Annotated in this window: 17 protein-coding genes and 1 riboswitch; of the genes, 6 read left to right on the top strand and 11 right to left on the bottom strand. The window is 32.5% G+C overall.

What is annotated here, in order from left to right; translation table 11 throughout:
• The first annotated feature begins 69 nt into the window (after window positions 1–69).
• Together CX675_RS17485 and CX675_RS17480 are read left to right on the top strand one after the other, a co-directional pair.
• The gene (locus CX675_RS17485) at window positions 70–1,287 is read left to right on the top strand and encodes a hypothetical protein (RefSeq protein WP_130736543.1); all 1,218 of its coding nucleotides are present in this window, start codon (window positions 70–72) and stop codon (window positions 1,285–1,287) included.
• 152 nt (window positions 1,288–1,439) lie between these two features.
• Window positions 1,440–2,840 carry a pyridoxal-dependent decarboxylase gene (locus CX675_RS17480; protein WP_130736542.1) on the top strand — a complete coding sequence of 467 codons (1,401 nt, stop codon included), beginning with the start codon at window positions 1,440–1,442 and terminating at the stop codon, window positions 2,838–2,840.
• A 235-nt stretch (window positions 2,841–3,075) separates the two neighbouring features.
• Here the strand turns inward: CX675_RS17480 and CX675_RS17475 are convergent, their stop codons facing one another.
• The 4 genes from CX675_RS17475 to CX675_RS17460 form a co-directional block, all read right to left on the bottom strand.
• Window positions 3,076–3,603, bottom strand: coding sequence for a DUF4252 domain-containing protein (locus CX675_RS17475; RefSeq protein WP_130736541.1), 528 nt, complete (start codon window positions 3,601–3,603; stop codon window positions 3,076–3,078).
• Window positions 3,604–3,676: 73 nt separating this feature from the next.
• A complete protein-coding gene (locus CX675_RS17470; protein ID WP_130736540.1) occupies window positions 3,677–4,204 on the bottom strand; it encodes a DUF4252 domain-containing protein in 528 nt (175 codons plus the stop codon).
• Window positions 4,205–4,211: 7 nt separating this feature from the next.
• Window positions 4,212–4,652, bottom strand: a complete 441-nt coding sequence (locus tag CX675_RS17465; RefSeq protein WP_130736539.1) for a hypothetical protein — start codon at window positions 4,650–4,652, stop codon at window positions 4,212–4,214.
• Window positions 4,633–5,148: an RNA polymerase sigma factor gene (locus CX675_RS17460; RefSeq protein ID WP_130736538.1), complete on the bottom strand. Its 516-nt coding sequence runs from the start codon at window positions 5,146–5,148 to the stop codon at window positions 4,633–4,635. The genes CX675_RS17465 and CX675_RS17460 overlap by 20 nt, the downstream gene beginning before the upstream one ends.
• 94 nt (window positions 5,149–5,242) lie before the next feature.
• Between CX675_RS17460 and CX675_RS17455 the strand changes: the two genes are divergently transcribed.
• Window positions 5,243–6,673, top strand: coding sequence for a S41 family peptidase (locus CX675_RS17455; protein WP_130736537.1), 1,431 nt, complete (start codon window positions 5,243–5,245; stop codon window positions 6,671–6,673).
• 56 nt (window positions 6,674–6,729) lie between these two features.
• On the opposite strand, the gene CX675_RS17450 is transcribed toward CX675_RS17455, so the two are convergent.
• From CX675_RS17450 to CX675_RS17420, 7 genes are all read right to left on the bottom strand, one after another.
• Window positions 6,730–8,661, bottom strand: a complete 1,932-nt coding sequence (locus CX675_RS17450; RefSeq protein ID WP_240723683.1) for a TonB-dependent siderophore receptor — start codon at window positions 8,659–8,661, stop codon at window positions 6,730–6,732.
• Window positions 8,662–8,740: 79 nt separating this feature from the next.
• Window positions 8,741–8,993: riboswitch (cobalamin riboswitch) on the bottom strand.
• Window positions 8,994–9,181: 188 nt separating this feature from the next.
• Window positions 9,182–9,712, bottom strand: a complete 531-nt coding sequence (cobC, locus tag CX675_RS17445) for an alpha-ribazole phosphatase (RefSeq protein WP_130736536.1) — start codon at window positions 9,710–9,712, stop codon at window positions 9,182–9,184.
• Window positions 9,697–10,479, bottom strand: coding sequence for an adenosylcobinamide-GDP ribazoletransferase (locus tag CX675_RS17440; protein ID WP_130736535.1), 783 nt, complete (start codon window positions 10,477–10,479; stop codon window positions 9,697–9,699). The genes cobC and CX675_RS17440 overlap by 16 nt, the downstream gene beginning before the upstream one ends.
• Before the next feature lie 13 nt (window positions 10,480–10,492).
• The gene (gene cobT / locus CX675_RS17435; protein WP_130736576.1) at window positions 10,493–12,169 is read right to left on the bottom strand and encodes a nicotinate-nucleotide--dimethylbenzimidazole phosphoribosyltransferase; all 1,677 of its coding nucleotides are present in this window, start codon (window positions 12,167–12,169) and stop codon (window positions 10,493–10,495) included.
• Window positions 12,170–12,285: 116 nt separating this feature from the next.
• The gene (locus CX675_RS17430) at window positions 12,286–12,930 is read right to left on the bottom strand and encodes a diphthine--ammonia ligase (protein WP_130736534.1); all 645 of its coding nucleotides are present in this window, start codon (window positions 12,928–12,930) and stop codon (window positions 12,286–12,288) included.
• A 5-nt stretch (window positions 12,931–12,935) separates the two neighbouring features.
• Entirely contained in the window at window positions 12,936–13,442 is a 507-nt protein-coding gene (locus CX675_RS17425) for a bifunctional adenosylcobinamide kinase/adenosylcobinamide-phosphate guanylyltransferase (protein ID WP_130736533.1), read from the bottom strand.
• 68 nt (window positions 13,443–13,510) lie between these two features.
• Window positions 13,511–13,873 carry a cysteine-rich CWC family protein gene (locus tag CX675_RS17420; protein WP_130736532.1) on the bottom strand — a complete coding sequence of 121 codons (363 nt, stop codon included), beginning with the start codon at window positions 13,871–13,873 and terminating at the stop codon, window positions 13,511–13,513.
• A gap of 80 nt (window positions 13,874–13,953) precedes the next feature.
• Between CX675_RS17420 and CX675_RS17415 the strand changes: the two genes are divergently transcribed.
• The 3 genes from CX675_RS17415 to CX675_RS17405 all read left to right on the top strand — a co-directional run bounded on the left by CX675_RS17415 (window position 13,954) and on the right by CX675_RS17405 (window position 17,058).
• Window positions 13,954–15,090 (top strand): ABC transporter substrate-binding protein, encoded by a 1,137-nt coding sequence (locus CX675_RS17415; RefSeq protein WP_130736531.1) that lies wholly within the window; start codon window positions 13,954–13,956, stop codon window positions 15,088–15,090.
• 1 nt (window position 15,091) lies between these two features.
• A complete protein-coding gene (locus CX675_RS17410) occupies window positions 15,092–16,114 on the top strand; it encodes an iron ABC transporter permease (protein ID WP_130736530.1) in 1,023 nt (340 codons plus the stop codon).
• Window positions 16,115–16,326: 212 nt separating this feature from the next.
• Entirely contained in the window at window positions 16,327–17,058 is a 732-nt protein-coding gene (locus tag CX675_RS17405; protein ID WP_130736529.1) for a hypothetical protein, read from the top strand.
• The last annotated feature ends 99 nt before the right edge of the window (window positions 17,059–17,157 follow it).

Below are 17,157 nucleotides of genomic sequence, written 5' to 3'. Positions count from 1 at the left end.
TAATTCTTACTCATAAACTCCACCAAATTGCCTTGTAACAGAATCATATTTAAAGCATTAACAACGATTATGAAAAAAACCATATCTATATTAATCATACAAATTATTTTAATACCAAATCTATATTCACAGGAGAAAACAGAAATTGATTTAATTAAAGAAAATACTTTTTACTTTGAGATAAATGAAAACAATGCTAGTGGAGCTGGTTTTGACCTCTTAAAAAAAGAAATAGAAAAAGCTCAATTTGTAATTTTAGGAGAAGAACATTTTTCTGCTAAAATTTCAGAATTTACCAATTCAATTGTTCCTACATTAACCGCAAATAATTTTAAATATTTTGCTGCTGAAATAGGTCCGAATAGTGCTGATGAAATTTCCAGATTAATCCAAAATCAAAAATCCTTATATCCCTTTAACACCAAAATAAATAATTTGGTTGGAGATGTACCAGTTCCATTCTTTGATGGCAAAGAAGATGAAGTTTTCCTAAAATCCTTTTTGAAAAATGATTTTAAAATTTGGGGATTAGACCAAGAGTATCTAACTTCTCCCATTTTTCTCATGGATAGATTATTTGAATTATCAAACAGATCAGAGAAAATAGAACCTTATTATCTAATTGCTAAAGAATTTGTAATCTCAGAAATTAAAAAAGGAAGGCAAAACCAAAAATATAAAGTTTTTACTTCTCTATTAAACTCATCAGAGGTGAATCATTATTTAAAAAAATTAGACCAGAGTAATAAAGAAATCAACAAAATAATAGTTGATTTAAAAAAATCTTCTGAAGTTTATAAATTAAGAGAAGATAATAATCTATACGAAAGCATACATAAGAGATTATACTTAATGCAAGAAAACTTCATCGATTATTACAATGCTGCTTTGCTAACAGACAGTCTTCCAAAAGTTTTTTTAAAAATAGGAGGTGTTCATGCCTCTAAAGGGAAAAGTCTTCATAATATATATGATATCGGAAATTTTATGATGGAAATTGCCAATTATAATAAAAGAAAATCTGTTCATCTCTTAATTTTTCCTTCTGCATATCTAAATGATGATGGAACAATTAGTAAGAATATAGACAAAGAAGATGAAGATCTTTTTAATCCTATAATAGATTTTAATAGCAACAAATACACAATAATTGATTTGAAAAGTATAGAAAAATCATCTTGGAAACACAAAATTGAAGGTAAATCTCTTAAAGATTATATGTACAGGTTCGATTATCTGATTTTAACACCAGCAAGTAGACAAACCGAACTGAATTACAAAAACTAACTGTTACTAATACCGTATAAAATTTATTACTTCTAATTTCATGCGAAAAATACACGCAATTTTAATATCTTGGTTTTGTAATCTGAAAATTCTCTTGAATTTTCAAGTAAAAAACCGTTATCAACAAACAAAAAACAGCGACATTCTAAAAGATGAACGAACAATTAAAAGACGACTTACAAAAAATAGACAGGCTGCTTGAAACAGTAAGACTTCAAGGGCTTGATTTTTTGAACCAACTCCCTGAAAGACCAACTTCGTCAGAACACAAGGGAGAAATTACCGAAACTCTAAACAAAACAGGAATAGGTGGACTTGAAGCATTAAAACTTTTCAATAAAAAATTTGAAAAAGCAATTATCGGCTCAACAGGGCCAAGATATTGGGGTTTTGTTACTGGTGGCTCAACACCCGCTTCAATCATGGGCGATTGGCTAACTTCTATTTATGACCAAAACACACAAGCAACCAAAGGACAAGGTGATATTTCTGCAATTATTGAAATAGAAACAATAAAGTTAATTCTTGATTTATTCAACCTGCCGAATGATTTTATAGGTGGGTTTGTAACAGGAGCAACGATGTCAAACTTTACTTGCCTTGCAGTTGCAAGACAATGGATTGGGAAACAAGCAGGCAAAGATTTTGCAAAAGAAGGCATTACTCAAAAAATAAATATTTTATCAGCCGTTCCTCACTCATCTGCTATAAAATGCTTATCAATGTTAGGTATTGGAAGTAACAATATTATAAAAGTAAATGTCGAAAACGGAAACAGAGAAAGTATTGATATTGAAGACTTAAAAGTGAAAATTAAAAAATTAAATGGAACACCTTTTCTTTTAATTACAAGTGCTGGAACAGTTAATACAGTTGATTTTGACGATTTTAAAGCCATTTCTAAACTTAGAGGAGAGTTTAATTTTTGGTGGCATATTGATGGTGCTTTTGGTGCTTTTGCAGCTTGCTCACCAACTCACAAACACGTATTGGAAGGTTGGGAAAATGCTGACAGTATTACTATTGATTGCCATAAATGGCTTAATGTGCCATACGAAAACGCAGTTTTTCTTGTTAAGGAAAAACATAAAATTCTTCAAACAGAAATATTCCAAAATTCTAATGCTCCCTATTTAGGAAATCCGTTAGATAATTTTAATTACTTGAATTTTTTACCAGAAAACTCTAGAAGATTAAGAGCCCTACCAGTTTGGTTTTCTTTGGTCGCTTACGGTAAAAAAGGGTATGAACATATTGTTGAAAATTCTATTGAAATGGCTAAGACTTTAGGGGAATTTATTGAAGCAAATAATCATTTTGAATTATTAGCCCCAGTTAGACTTAACAATGTGTGTTTTACATTGAGCGGACAAGAAAGACAAAGTGAAGTTTCAGATTTTCTAACAAAACTAAACAGCACTGCAAAAGTATTTATGACACCAACTGTTTACAACGGAAAGACAGGTATAAGAGCATCATTTGTAAATTGGCGAACAACAAAACAGGACATTGAATTGGTAATAAATGAAATGATCAAAATTGCCAGTCATTAACATTGTATTGACAATATGGTGGCTGAAACTTTAGATTTACAATCCGTGTCTAAATTAAAGCGTATTGCAAACCAAAAAGGATAAAAGAACAATTTGAGAAGAAAATTATGGAATAACATAACAAGGAATATTTGCTATTTTAAAATTCACTTTTAGCCATTCAAACCTTTTAAATAAAATAATTTTAAAATAAAAAAAGTCCCTTTCAGGACTTTTTTTATTTTAAAAACTTTTCTTATTTCACAAAACCCTTCAACGGTTTAAGCTGCTCTAAATCAACATCAGCTTCACGCATAAGATTCATTAAATTCATTATATGATTAGGATTCATATTATTTCCTAAAATTCGTACCACTGCAAATCCAGTATCTTTTCCATTTGCAAAAAGCACAAATTCGTCAATATCTTCTTCTTCTCCTACAAAATAAACTGCTCCACCATTACTTCCAGATCCCATTCTCATTAATTCCTGATATTTATCTGACTTTAAAAGCGATTTTACTTTTTCACTTTCTGTTGTATACTTTTTATCATTTAAAGAATCTTTCTTAAATGCTATGACATTCATCTTTTCAAATGATTGTAAGGCTTCTTTATCCTCTTTCGACAAAGTCATTTTTTCAGTATTTATAACTGAAGAACCTAAATCAATTGCTATAAAATCAGATGACTCTGAATTTTCTACAAAATATTTTTGCAAACTTGGTTCATTATTACAACTAAATAAAAACAAACAAAGTAAGGCTAGTAAACATGATTTCATGATTTTATTTTTTTAAGACAACAACCTAAACCCAAATAGATTGTTGTCTGTTGTGTATTATTGTATCTAAAATTTATTTTTTAGACGCTTTTTTCAATTCATTTCCTCCTGGCAAATTCATTTTTTCCGTTAAAGCAGAAATTTCATCCAAATTAAAATTACCAGTTAAAGACAATACAATGGCTTGTTTATCTTTATCACCAGGAGCTTCAATAAACATTAAAAGTTCTTTTACAATATTTTCTGATGCTCCAGACTTTACATAAATATTTACTTTTTTTCCATCATCGTTTACTCGCATTAACTCTTCCAATGGATTTGATTTCAAATAGCTCGTAACCGTTCCTCTCATATCTCCAGCTAATTTGGCATCACCAGTCATAAAAACTTTTAAATTCTCTAATTTTTTGAGTAAATTTAAATACTGTTGCGCTTCTTGATCTTTAACATCAACTTTCACTTTACTCATTAGCTCAAACATCTTTTTATTTACAATTACGGTAGTTACATTGTCTTTGTCTTCGTATTTATCGAAAACAGATTGCGAAAATGCAACAGAAGTAAACACCATAAAGACTAAGCTCGTTATTAAATTTTTCATTTCTTTCTTATTTAAAAATTGTTTTTTTCGTTTTATCATACTCTTTTAAAATGGCAACACTTTCTACTCCATGATTTACTTCTTCTGAAAGCATCTCTAAAGCTTTTTGTGTTTCAACAAATGCTTTTTCAGGATTTGAGTATGTACCTAACTCAGTCTCTGAATTATCATTGTTATAAAAATAATGTACTGTTCCTAAAAGAACTACAACTGACGCTGCTACACTTATCCACTTTACATACGATTGTCTTTTAGCTTGTAATGGTAGTGTTTTAGTAAATTGTTCTTCTTTTTGGTTGTTAAAATAGCTAAACAATGGCTTGTACTGAACCAAATGCGGTGCTACCTCGTTTGAAGAAAAATAGGCCTTTAATTGTTTTTCTTCAGCAATACTTGAAGTGCCCTCCAAATATTTTTCTACTAGTATTTCAACTAATTTTAATTCCATAATTATGTTTTGCTACTAATTTTTCTCTAATTGTTTTTCTTGCTCTTGAAAGCGCTACGCGAACAGCGGTTTCATTCATATCTAAAACAGAAGCTATTTCATTAAACTCATACTCTTCTATATCTCTCATTTGAACAATCATTTTCTGTTGTTCTGGTAAATCGTTAATAATTTTTTCTACCCAATTCCAACTATCACTATCCTCGACTTGCTTATCCACTCCTGGTGTATGATCACCATAGTTACTATGTACTAGTTGCAAATTTGATGCCCTTTTAGATTTTAACTGATCCAAACAATAATTTTTAGTCATCGTCATGGCCAGTGCTTCTACACTATTATACTTTTCCAGACCTTCATTTTTATTCCAAAGTCTTACTAAAACTTCTTGAGTGGCATCTTCCGCTTCTTCAATACTGACTAATAATCTTTTGGCAACTCTAAAAATTTTGTCTTTAAAAGGAGATATAATATTTAAAAACTCCTGTTGTTTCATCTTAATTAGCTTGGTTTTAAAGTATAGACGAATGTAAATTAATTTTGTTACATTAAAAAATAACCTTATTTTTATTTGATAAATATTTCACGCTATGAAAAAGAAAATAATATGGTTTTCAGGACTTTTTTTACTACTGCTAACTCCTTTAAGTTGTAGTGATGATTTTGATGATTTCCCTCAAAGTCGCTCTGTAAATGAATTTATTTGGAAAGGATTAAACCAATATTATTATTGGCTACAAGATTCACCTGATTTAGCAGACAACAGATTTGCTTCTGACGATGCTTTTCAAAATTTTTTAAACGCTTATTCTCCTCCTGAAGCCTTATTTGAACATTTAGTAGTGGATAGACAAACCGATCGTTTTAGTGTAATATTTTCTGATTATACTGCTCTAGAGCAAGTTTTATCGGGCACACAAAAAAACAATGGTGTGGATTATGAATTGCGATATAAAAATGGAAGTTCTACAGAGCTTTTTGGTTGGGTGAGATACATATTACCTGGTTCAGATGCGGCTTCCAAAAACATTCAAAGAGGCGATTTATTTTATGCTGTTAATGGCATTCCTTTAACCGCTAACAATGGTGTTTTAAATCCAAATGCACTATCTAATGATACTTATACCTTAAATTTAGCCGATTATGATAATGGCAATATTACTCCAAACGGAAATTCGGTTGCTTTAACAAAGACTGCTTTTTCAGAAAATCCAGTGTATTTAAAAAAAACATTTACTATTGGCACCAAAAAAATTGGCTATTTAATGTATAATGGTTTCTATTCACAATATGAAAGCGAATTAAACAATGCTTTTGTTTATTTTGCTTCTGAAGGAGTGACACACCTTATCTTGGATTTAAGATACAATTCAGGTGGTTCAGTAAATACCGCTACAAGACTTGCCAGTATGATTACGGGACAATTTAATAATGATATTTTTGCAAAACAACAATGGAATTATAAATTACAAGCTGTTTTTGACGCTGAAGACTTGCTAAACAGGTTTACCACAACTTTAGGAAACGGTGCAGGACTACAAAGCTTACAATTGGATAAATTATATGTACTTACATCTAAAAGAACGGCTTCTGCCAGTGAATTAGTGATTAATGGTTTAAAACCTCATATTAATGTAATACAAATAGGAGATGCTACTACTGGTAAAAATGTAGGCTCAGTTACCTTGTATGATTCACCAGATTATAGAAAAGTAAACGTGAATCCAAATCACAGATATGCTATGCAACCTATTGTTTTAAAAATTGCCAATAAAAACAATTTTAGTGATTATGTAAATGGATTACAACCTGACGTAAACCAAGTGGAAGATTTATCTAATTTAGGTGTTCTTGGAGAAACTAGTGACCCTTTATTACAAACTGCTTTAAATTATGTGGATACGAATGGTAGATTTTCAATTCCAGAACCAGAATATCGATTTGAGCATTTTCAGGATGTTAAATCAATACGACCATTTGGAACAGAAATGTATATAGATGCCATTCCAAACCTTAAATAAAAACAAAAACGCTCCAAATGGAGCGTTTTTCATTAACTAAGTTTAAAACAAATTGATTAGAATTGTAGGTTAAATCCTAATTTAAAGTTTCTACCTCTAGTAGAGTATCCATATTTTTCGGTAAAATCAACATCAAAAAGATTGGTAACATTTCCAAAGAAAGAGATGTGCTTATTTAATTTATATGAAACTGTAGTATGTACTGTTTGATAGGAATTTAAAACAACTTCATCGTTTGAAAATGTAGATGAATTATAAAATAAGTCAATTTTATCATCTGTATACTGATATTGAGCTGTCCAAGTTAGTTTATTAGTTACTGCATAATCAAAACCCGCATTAACTTTATGTTTTGGTATTAATTGCAACTGACTTACATTGGTTTCAACCTGAGTAAAAGTATAGTTTGCCGTTAATTTTATTTTTTCAAAAGGCAAATAGGTAATATTAGATTCGATTCCTTTTGCATTAATTTTATCTTCAATATTTTGATATTGCCCCCAAGGTGCTACGTTTAAAGAAATAAAATCAATTTTATTTACTTCTTCTCTGTAAAAACCAACCGCGTTAATAATTAATTTATTATCTAAAAATCCTTTCTCAAAACCAATTTCAACAGTTTTGTCTTCTTCTGGTTTTAAATCCAAATTTCCATAAGCAGAATACAATTGGTATAATGTAGGAGTAATATAAGCGGTGCTAAAAGAAGATAATACTCTTACTTTATAATCTTCTAAATAAAACGATGGATTTACATTATAAACTAAATTACTTCCATATTCACTGTGGATATTTAAACGCGCTCCAGCATTTACATTTAAACCAAAATCACTGTTATAAACAGCTGTAAAATAAGGGTCAATTACATTAAATTTAGTTGCTCTGTTATCCACTTCTCCCCAAGCACCTGTTTGGTACATATCCATAAATTGCGATTGTATACCTGTAATTACATGTATGCCTTTTGCTACATCTAATTTATTGACTAAATCCGCATTAATCGTTCTCGATTTATAATAAATTTCATCTAAAGACATCGTCCAAGTACTAAAAGATTCATAGTAACGTTCCAAGTTAGCAAATGCCGTATTCAAATAAATTTCTCCTTTATTGTATTTGTATTGTGGTTTAAAACCAATTCTAACCTGTTCAGCTGTATAGGTATTAAATTCAGAATCCTGAAAAGCACCAGTATCATAATTTGAACTGAATTTATCATAATTCACAAAAGATTCTATATTTAATTTATCGGAAGCTTTAAATCCAATTTTTTGATTTAAGTTGATTCTAGAAAAAGGGTCTCTTTCAAAATTAGTACCTTTTGCTTCACTAATTCCATCCACTTCTGTACTATTTAACGCGGTATTGAAATTAAATTTACCCGTTTTAGCGTTTATAGCAAATCCTTGATTTAATTCTTGCCCATATAAGTTAGTTTTTTCTGTTGTGTTTTGTGTACCAACATTAAAATAAGCTGTACCATTCAATCCTTTTTTACTTGCTTTTTTTGTAGTAATATTGATTACTCCTGTAGCTGCTCCAGAGCCATATAAGACACTTGAAGACCCTTTTAATACTTCAATTTTTTCAATTTGTTCTACTGGTAGTAGCCTTAAATCATATATTGAAGCAATAGAAGTGGCATCATTTACCGGATTTCCATCAATTACAATTAAAACTTGACGACTTCTTCCTCCTCTAACATAATATTCTAAATTTTTACCTGGAGAACTATTACTGCCATTAATTTCTAATCCTGCAACCTGATTTAAAACTTGTGCTACAGATTGCCCTTTTCTTGCTTCTAAATCTTTAGCCGTAATTACGTCGATAATTTTACCTGATTTTTCTTTTTTTTGTTCGAATTTTGTATCAGAAACAACTACTTCTTTTAAGTTGGTCACTTGTAAAGTATCAATTTCTTGTGCATAAGAAAACGTGGTTAAGAATGCTGCACAAGCACTCCATTTCATAAACGTTGCGTTCATTTTAGTTAATAAATAATTTTTAATAAAAGGGAGAAAAGCACAGAATTTACCCATACTCAAACTTTTTTTCCCGAAAGTTTGTTACTCATTGAATAAAGGCAGGTCTCCTGGCTTGCGTCTTGTTATTGACCTTCCCGTTATAATTTAGAATGCTTAAGTAAAAAAACTTTCTAAGTTCTAAACTCTAAATTCTAAATTATCTAACAGTGGTAATGTAGATAATAACAAGCTTATTAGCTTACAGTTGCGGGTACAGCTTAGGTATTTCACCTAATTCCCTTTTAATGTTGCTTCGATTTCTCTCAGCGACAACCAAAATTCGCGTGCAAATGTAGTTATTTTTTAAATATTTTCTAAATAAGAAATCAAAAACACCACTATTTTTTTAATTAAAATAAAGAAATTTGTTTTTTACTTCTTTTTTCTCATTTTTCTAATCAAAAGTACAACCGCAACAATTACATGAAAAGCGATAATTGTATATACGGCTGCCATAAACTCTTTTGAATCTGTATTCATTTTATTTCAATATTATTTTAAAAACTTCCCCAAAGTTACACTTATTTTGAAAAGCATCTTGTAAAGGCAATTTTTGTTGGTAACATAAAAAACTTCGAATTACTCCTGCATGGGTAATAATAAGGTTTTTTTTGATATTTTTTTTCTTTAGATCTTCTATAAAAGAAAGCACTCTTTCGTATAGTAAAACAAAAGATTCACCATGTGGCACTTGCACCGAAACAAAATCCTGCATCCATTTATTAAGTGGTTCTTTAGGAATAGTATCCCAAGGTTGTAGTTCCCAATCTCCAAAATGCATTTCCATGAGACGAGCATCTGTTTGAAAATCACTATTTGAAAGAAAATCAGCTAATAGAGTACATCTTTTTAACGGACTTGAAAATACAGGAATCTTTTCCTGTAAAGAAAGTTGTTGTTTTATCTTTTCAAACTCCTGTAAATAAGGCTCTCGTAAAACTACATCGGCTTGCCCATAACAAATTCCTTTTTCACAAACGGTTTCTGTATGCCTAACTAAATAAACCTCCATATTACTACTAATGAAATATAAAAAACCACCTCACATACTTGTTGCGTAGCACCTAAACAATCGCCTGTATAACCACCAATCCACTTTTTAAAATAACGTGCTAAATGACCTCTAAAAGTAAATACAGGTAAAAGAATAAAAACTACCTTATAATTTATAGACACCCAATACACTAAAGGAAGTAAACCCCAAAATGCCGAACCGACTACTTCTTTCCATGTAAAAGTTTTGGCAATAGGTTTACTTTTACTTAATTCATCTTCCCGAACATAGTCGTGTGTAAAGATAATCGTAGCCGCAGCCCATCGACTCATAGCATGAGCTGTAATAAAAATAAACAGGATATTAATTAAATTGGTTTGAGAAGTCAACACCTCTACAAGCGCAACATATTTTAAAAGCAATAAAAGCAGTATTCCAATGGCACCATATGCGCCAATAGCACTATCTTTCATTATCTTCAATATTTTCTCTTTGGTCCAACCACCACCAAAACCATCACATACATCAGCAAAACCGTCTTCATGAAAAGCTCCTGTTATTAAAATACCAGTTATCATACTTAAAATAACCGATATAGAAACAGGCAACATTTGGGAAAACCCATAAAATACAAGTCCAGAAATAGCACCAACTATCCATCCAATCAAAGGAAAATAACGTGTGGCTTTGTTTAAATAATCAGGATGGTGAGTTATATTTTTAGGACAAGGGATTCTTGTATAAAACATAACTGCTGTAAAAAATATAGCGATTTCTTTTTTCATTTATAGGTTCAATTTATTTATTACTGACTCCTGCACTTTCAAAACTAGCCATTTCATTTAAAAAGGCTACTGCAGATTGGATGATGGGAAAAGCTACAGCACAACCACTACCCTCACCCAATCGCATTTGTAAATGCAAAACAGGAGTTACCTGTAAATATTCTAATAATAGTTTGTGTGCTTTTTCTTCTGAACAATGACAGAAAATAGCATTCGCTTTAATAGCAGGGTTCTTTTTAAAAGCAATTAAATAGGCTACACTGGAGATAAATCCGTCCACTAAAATGAGTATTTTATGGTGATAGGCTTGCAACATACCACCAGCCATTTGTAAGATTTCAAAACCACCAAAATAAGCTACAATATCTTCTAAACCATCACTTCCTTTATAATTTTGAATTGCTTTGGAAAGAATATTTATTTTATTTTCTAATTTTTTATTTGCTACTCCTGTTCCTTTTCCTACACATTCTTTTATAGAAAAAGGTGTTAGCATTGCCATTATTACTGATGCAGTTGAGGTATTTCCAATACCCATTTCGCCAAAACCAATACAATTAGATCCTTTTGTGTAAACTTGGTTCACCACCTCAGCACCTTTCTGAAAGCACCTTTCCATTTCCTCATGACTCATAGCGGCTGTATGTAAAAAGGATTGAGTACCCTTAGCTACTTTTTTATTTACAAGTTTAGTATTCGTAGGAAAGTCATAATTTACCCCTGCATCTACAATTTCTAAAGCAATATCGTGTTGGTTACAAAACACATTAATAGCGGCACCTCCTTCTAGAAAATTAGTAATCATTTGTTGGGTTACTTCTTGTGGATACGCACTCACCCCATGATTTGCAATTCCATGATCCGCTGCAAAGACTACAATGTGAGGTTCAATTATTTGAGGTGTATCGGTTTCAAAAACCAGTCCTATTTGTAAGGCCAGTTTTTCCAAAAGACCTAAAGCACCTTCTGGTTTTGTTTTCTGATCTATTTTATGTTGTAATTGTTTTTTTAGCGTTTCTTTTGGAGTCTGAAAAGGTGTGTTTTCTTCCTTTGTAATTTTAGAAATAGTCTTACTACACTTAATATGAGTAACATTGGCTGACCCTCTCTTATCTTTCCAATGCAATTGTTGCAACATAGGTTGTTTTCCATAATCGGTAGCGGGTTTACCAATGCAAAAGTATCCTAATGGTTCAATATGTTCAGGTATATCCAATAAGGTTTTGAAGTCATAATAATTTAGAATAGAAACCCAACCCATTGAATAACCTTGTTCCGTTAGTGACAACCAAATGTTTTGAGCAGCACATACTGCACTAAATTTAATAGCTTCATTACTACCAACAGTTCCAATGGTAAAAGTGTCTAAGACCGAACGATCATAAGCAATTACCATTCCAACAGGCGCTTCTTCAATGGCTTCTAATTTTAGGTTGAGATAGGCTTCTTTTTGAGCTTCCGTATCTGTTGCATCAGCCGCCTTTTTATGATACGCTAAAAACAAAGCTTTAATTTGCTTTTTAATTTCAGTTGCTGTGATGATATAATAGCGTGTTGCATCGGTCAGTCCTACAGAAGGAGCATGATGCCCAGCTTCAATCGCTTTGGCAAGTACTTCCTCTGGAACTGTATCTGTAGTAAAATGTCGGGTGTCTCTTCGAGACGTTATGATATCATATAAATCTTTCATTTCTACTTTTAAAATCTTGTTATGGATAGCGTTTCTTATTGGTTCTCGATACATTTTTTATTCCATTTCTTTCCGTAAAAAACACTCGAACTGACGAGGAATTATCATATTTGAAGTTAGTCGTTCCAAACTATAAAACAATAATTCTCATAGGTTTTCACTTCAAAACTAGGCAATTGAATTTTATTTTCAAATAAAGGACAATCAATTACTAGGGTATGAAACTCCCCATTTTCTCCGCATGGATCAACCCCTTTTTTTTGTAATTCTAAAGCTAATTCTTTAGTAAGGACCTTTCCTAAATACCCTTCTCCCATTTGTAAATTACAAGAAACAATTAGGGTTTGAATCCCATTATCTAGCATTTCGTGCACCAAACCAATTCTATCTTGTTGCCACAAAGGCAAGAACGCTTTTAAATTGGCCGCAGTACACACCTTTTCTTCCCATTCTCGATGTGGTTCCAAATCAATGTCACCAAAAACGACTCCTTGGATAGCATACTTCTTTTTTATTTGATGTAAAGTAGCAATATAATGTTCTTCGTACTGAGACCATGAGGCTGGCACCGCCACTAAAGGCAATTGCATTTGGGCTGCCTGTTGTTCCAAAATAGCTAACGGAATGCCGTGCGAACGCGATACTTTCCCGTTTTCATTCATCATATTGAGTAGCGCTATAGGTTGTAATCCTTGTTGCACTGCTTTCATTAGTGCATAACAGCTGTCTTTACCACCACTCCACGAGCTTAAAACTTTCATGTATTTTATTTTATTGGTACTGGAATTCCAGAAACCATTAAGACTACTTTATCTGCTTTTTTAGCTAAATACTGATTCATCCAGCCTTGTAACTCGGTGAATTTTCTACCAACGTGTGTGGCAGCATGCACTCCCATTCCGATTTCATTCGTAATAATAATCAGCGTGATGTCTTTTTGTTCCAAGATGAGCTCGATTTCTTTTTTAGCCAGTTCAAGACAAGCCTCAACATCATTTTTAGTATCGACAAAGAAATTGGTTAGCCAAAGTGTAACACAATCAATTAGCGCTACTTTTCCAGAGAAGTCTATCTCGCTTAAGTGTTTCTCTTTTTCTATATTAACCCAATGTTCGTCTCTATCTTTTTGATGCCGGTCTATTCTTTTTTGGAAATCGCCATCCCAATTTCTTGCAGTTGCTACATACATGGGATTTTCAGATAAAGATAAGGCTAGGTCTTGTCCGTATCCACTTTTCCCAGAACGTTCCCCTCCAGTTATTAAATATATCATTTTGTAATTAGTGATTAGTAATGTTGTGTTTTTATTATTTATTAAAACTTGTAATTCATAATTTTTAATTAATAAGGACAATGTCTACATCTGTTGCCACAGCAAGTGCCTCTTTTGAGGTGAAACCATTTGGTAAACACATAATTCCCATTTTCCAGATAGTAATCAATATCTTCCACAAGATGTGTGGTTTTAGGCAAGTCTTTTGCTTTGTTGGTTTTACTATTTTCAGGAGTTAAGGTTGCCACATACTCGTTAATTTTTGTAATAGTAGCTTGTTTTAAACAATTGGGACACAAACAGTCGGAATAATTATCTAGAGAAAAAATAGGTGGTAAATCATTACACCAGCATTTGATTGTTTCTGATGGATTGCCACAACCAAAAGCAGTTTGGCATTGTGCACATGTCTTTTCTCTTACCGTATTCATGTGGTAAAGATAGTGTTTCTAATTTTTAATAAAATGGAAGCGTAGAATTTTTCATACATTTGTGCAAACGAAAAAACCGCATGAAATTCGCTTATAGACTTCTACTGTTACTCCCTTTTTTACTAATAGGCTGTAAAGAAACTACTAAAAACACTTCAGTTGTTAGCCAATCTCCTAAAAATAAAATCCAATATGCTAGCGGCTTAGCCATTTACAAATACAATGGTTATAGTGTCGTAAAAGTTTTGAATCCTTGGCCAAAAGCCGAAAAACCCTTTACCTATATTTTGAAGCAACAAAACGTTGTTATACCAGACAGCTTAAAAGACTATACTATGGTTACGGTTCCCTTACAAAAGTTAGTCGTTACGTCTACCACGATTATTCCGTTTTTAGAGATGTTAGACAGCGAAACGAAACTCATTGGCTTTCCTCATACCAATTATATTTCGTCAACAAAAACCAGAGCCTTAATTGACAGTGGCAAAGTAAGAGATGTAGGACAAAACGAAAGCTTAAATATTGAATTACTCTTTGACATGCAACCCGATGCGATCGTGACCTTTGGAGTAGACAATACCAATCCTATGGTTGACAAACTGACTTCCAACGGATTAAATGTATTATTTCAGGGCGATTGGATGGAACAATCTCCATTAGGTAAAGCCGAGTGGATTAAGTTTTATGCTGCCTTATTGGGAAAAGAAAAAAAGGGGGATTCTATATTTAACTCCATTACCAACAATTACCAACAAACCCTTACCCTAGTAAAAGACTTTGCGCCCAAACAAAAAGTATTGTATGGTTCCTTGTACAAAGACCAATGGTTTGTAGCTAGAGGAAATAGTTGGATTGCACAATTTATACAAGATGCCAAAGCCGATTATTTATGGAAAGATTTACCAGGAATGGGTAGCGAACCCTTAAGTTTTGAAAGTGTATTTGATACTGCTGAGCATGCCGATATTTGGATTACCAATGGATCGATTATGAGTTTAGACCAACTTTTAGAAGAAAACCATCATTATGCGAAGTTTGATGCTTTTCAACATAAAAACGTGTATTCCTTTGAAAGTCAGAAAGGAGCTACTGGTGGTACTGTTTATTATGAAAGTGCTCCCAGTAGACCAGACTTAGTTTTAAAAGATTATATTAAAATCTTTCATCCTACCGTTTTACCCAATTATACCTTTACCTTTGCCAAAAAGTTAGACTAAAGTGACCAAGAAGTTTACCATATTATTGATTTGTTTAGTACTTGTTTTAGTATTTTTAACCCTATTAAATATTAGTTTAGGTTCTATTAAAATACCTTTTAAAGAAGTAGCCCAAGCGTTGATGGGTAATTCAACTTCAAAAACTTCTTGGGATTATATCATTTTAAACTTTAGGTTACCCAAAGCGATCACCGCTATTTTAGTAGGTATTGCTTTATCGATTAGTGGTTTATTGATGCAAACTCTTTTTAGAAACCCTTTGGCAGGACCCTATGTTTTAGGGTTGAGTTCTGGGGCCAGTTTGGGTGTAGCCATAGTAGTATTAGGAGCAGGTATTTTACCTTTAGGTCTTTCTAAAATATTTACTTCATCGCTAGGATTAGTATTCGCTTCTGGAATAGGCAGTTCGTTAGTATTATTGGCTGTGTTATTAGTATCAGAACGATTGAAAGACACCATGTCTATTTTAATTGTAGGATTGATGTTTGGTAGTTTAACCAGCGCTATCGTTTCTGTACTTTCCTATTTTACTACCGCCGAACAGTTACAGAAATACACTTTTTGGCAGATGGGGAGTTTAGGCAATTTGAGTTGGTCCAATGTTAGTTTTTTAGCCATTGTAACCTGCCTTGGCATTAGCCTTAGTTTTTTAGTAATCAAACCTTTGGATGCCCTATTATTAGGAGAACGTTATGCGAGCAGTTTAGGCGTTAATTTTAAGCGTACCCGTTACATTATTTTGTTTGCTACCAGTATTTTAGCCGGAAGTATTACAGCTTTTGTGGGCCCAATAGCCTTTATTGGGTTAGCGGTACCCCATATGGCTAAGTTGTTGTTTCAAACCAGCAATCATTTTATCTTGTTTTGGAGCACCTCATTGTTAGGTGCTATTGTGCTATTGTTTTGTGATATTGTAGCCCAATTGCCCGGTAATGATATTACCTTACCCATCAATGCGATTACTTCCATTATAGGAGCCCCCATAGTAGTTTGGCTTTTGGTACGCAAAAAAAGAATTGGGTAAACCCTCTTTATATTCCTTTTTTTAGTTTTCATTTCGCTAACTTTACTCCGTTATTCACACGACATAATGTACTGTTACTGTACACTTACCCAGCACTTTTATTGCACTTATACTTACTATATAGTTACTATAACCTTACCATATACTAGCCATATATTTAGTATATATTTATAATAAATATTTAGTATCTTAGACTTTTAAACGACTTTACTATGGCAAAAGGAAAAGGCATTGTACAATTAACAGGAACCATACAAGGATTAACATTTTATCTTTTAGATGGCAAACAAGTAGTGCGTACTGCGGGAGGCGGTTTTAATGGAGAAGCCATAAAGACCAAAGCCTCTATGGTGCGGGTGCGAGAGAACAGTTCGGAATTTAAAAAATGTATGCAAGCGGTAGCTTCTTTTAAGCAAATGCTCCAACCCTATTTACAGCTTTTAAAAGATGGCAAGCTACATCAGCGGTTGGTACGCGTGTTTACCCAATTGAAAGCCTTTGATATTACTTCAGAAAGAGGACAACGTACTTTTGCAAATGGTTTGACTACAGCTATTGGTCGTGATTTATTATGCGGTTATGTACTTACCCAAGACGGTTCTTTACAAAACATGCTGCAACAAGCCTATACTTTTGATGGGCAAAATGGATTGCAAGTACCTCATTTCAATACCTCTTCTTTATTTATGGGTACTGTAGCCAGTCAAATGGAAATAGTTCTACGTTATGTTTTAGTTGATGCTAATGGGGATTTTTCATTTATACAAAGTGAAAAGGTAGCAATAGATCGTAGTTTTTCAGGAGATGTAGCTTTAGCTGTACCACCACTAACCGATTATCATTCTTGTATTGTTGTAGCCATTGGACGTTTATTTCAAGAAGTAAATGGTAGTTTTTATCCTATATCGAAAGGAGTTATGGAGGTTGTTGAGGTTATGGGTTAGTTGGTGGTTGGTGGTTGGTGGTTGGTGGTGTTTGGTTTTATTTTTAAAACAAAAGCTTTTTTTAAAATATATAAGTAAATAATAGTATTTTTGAAAGTA

The sequence above is a fragment of the Flavobacterium sp. J27 genome, assembly GCF_004303025.1.
Lineage (GTDB): Bacteria > Bacteroidota > Bacteroidia > Flavobacteriales > Flavobacteriaceae > Flavobacterium.
This window is presented reverse-complemented; position numbering and strand designations above follow the sequence as displayed.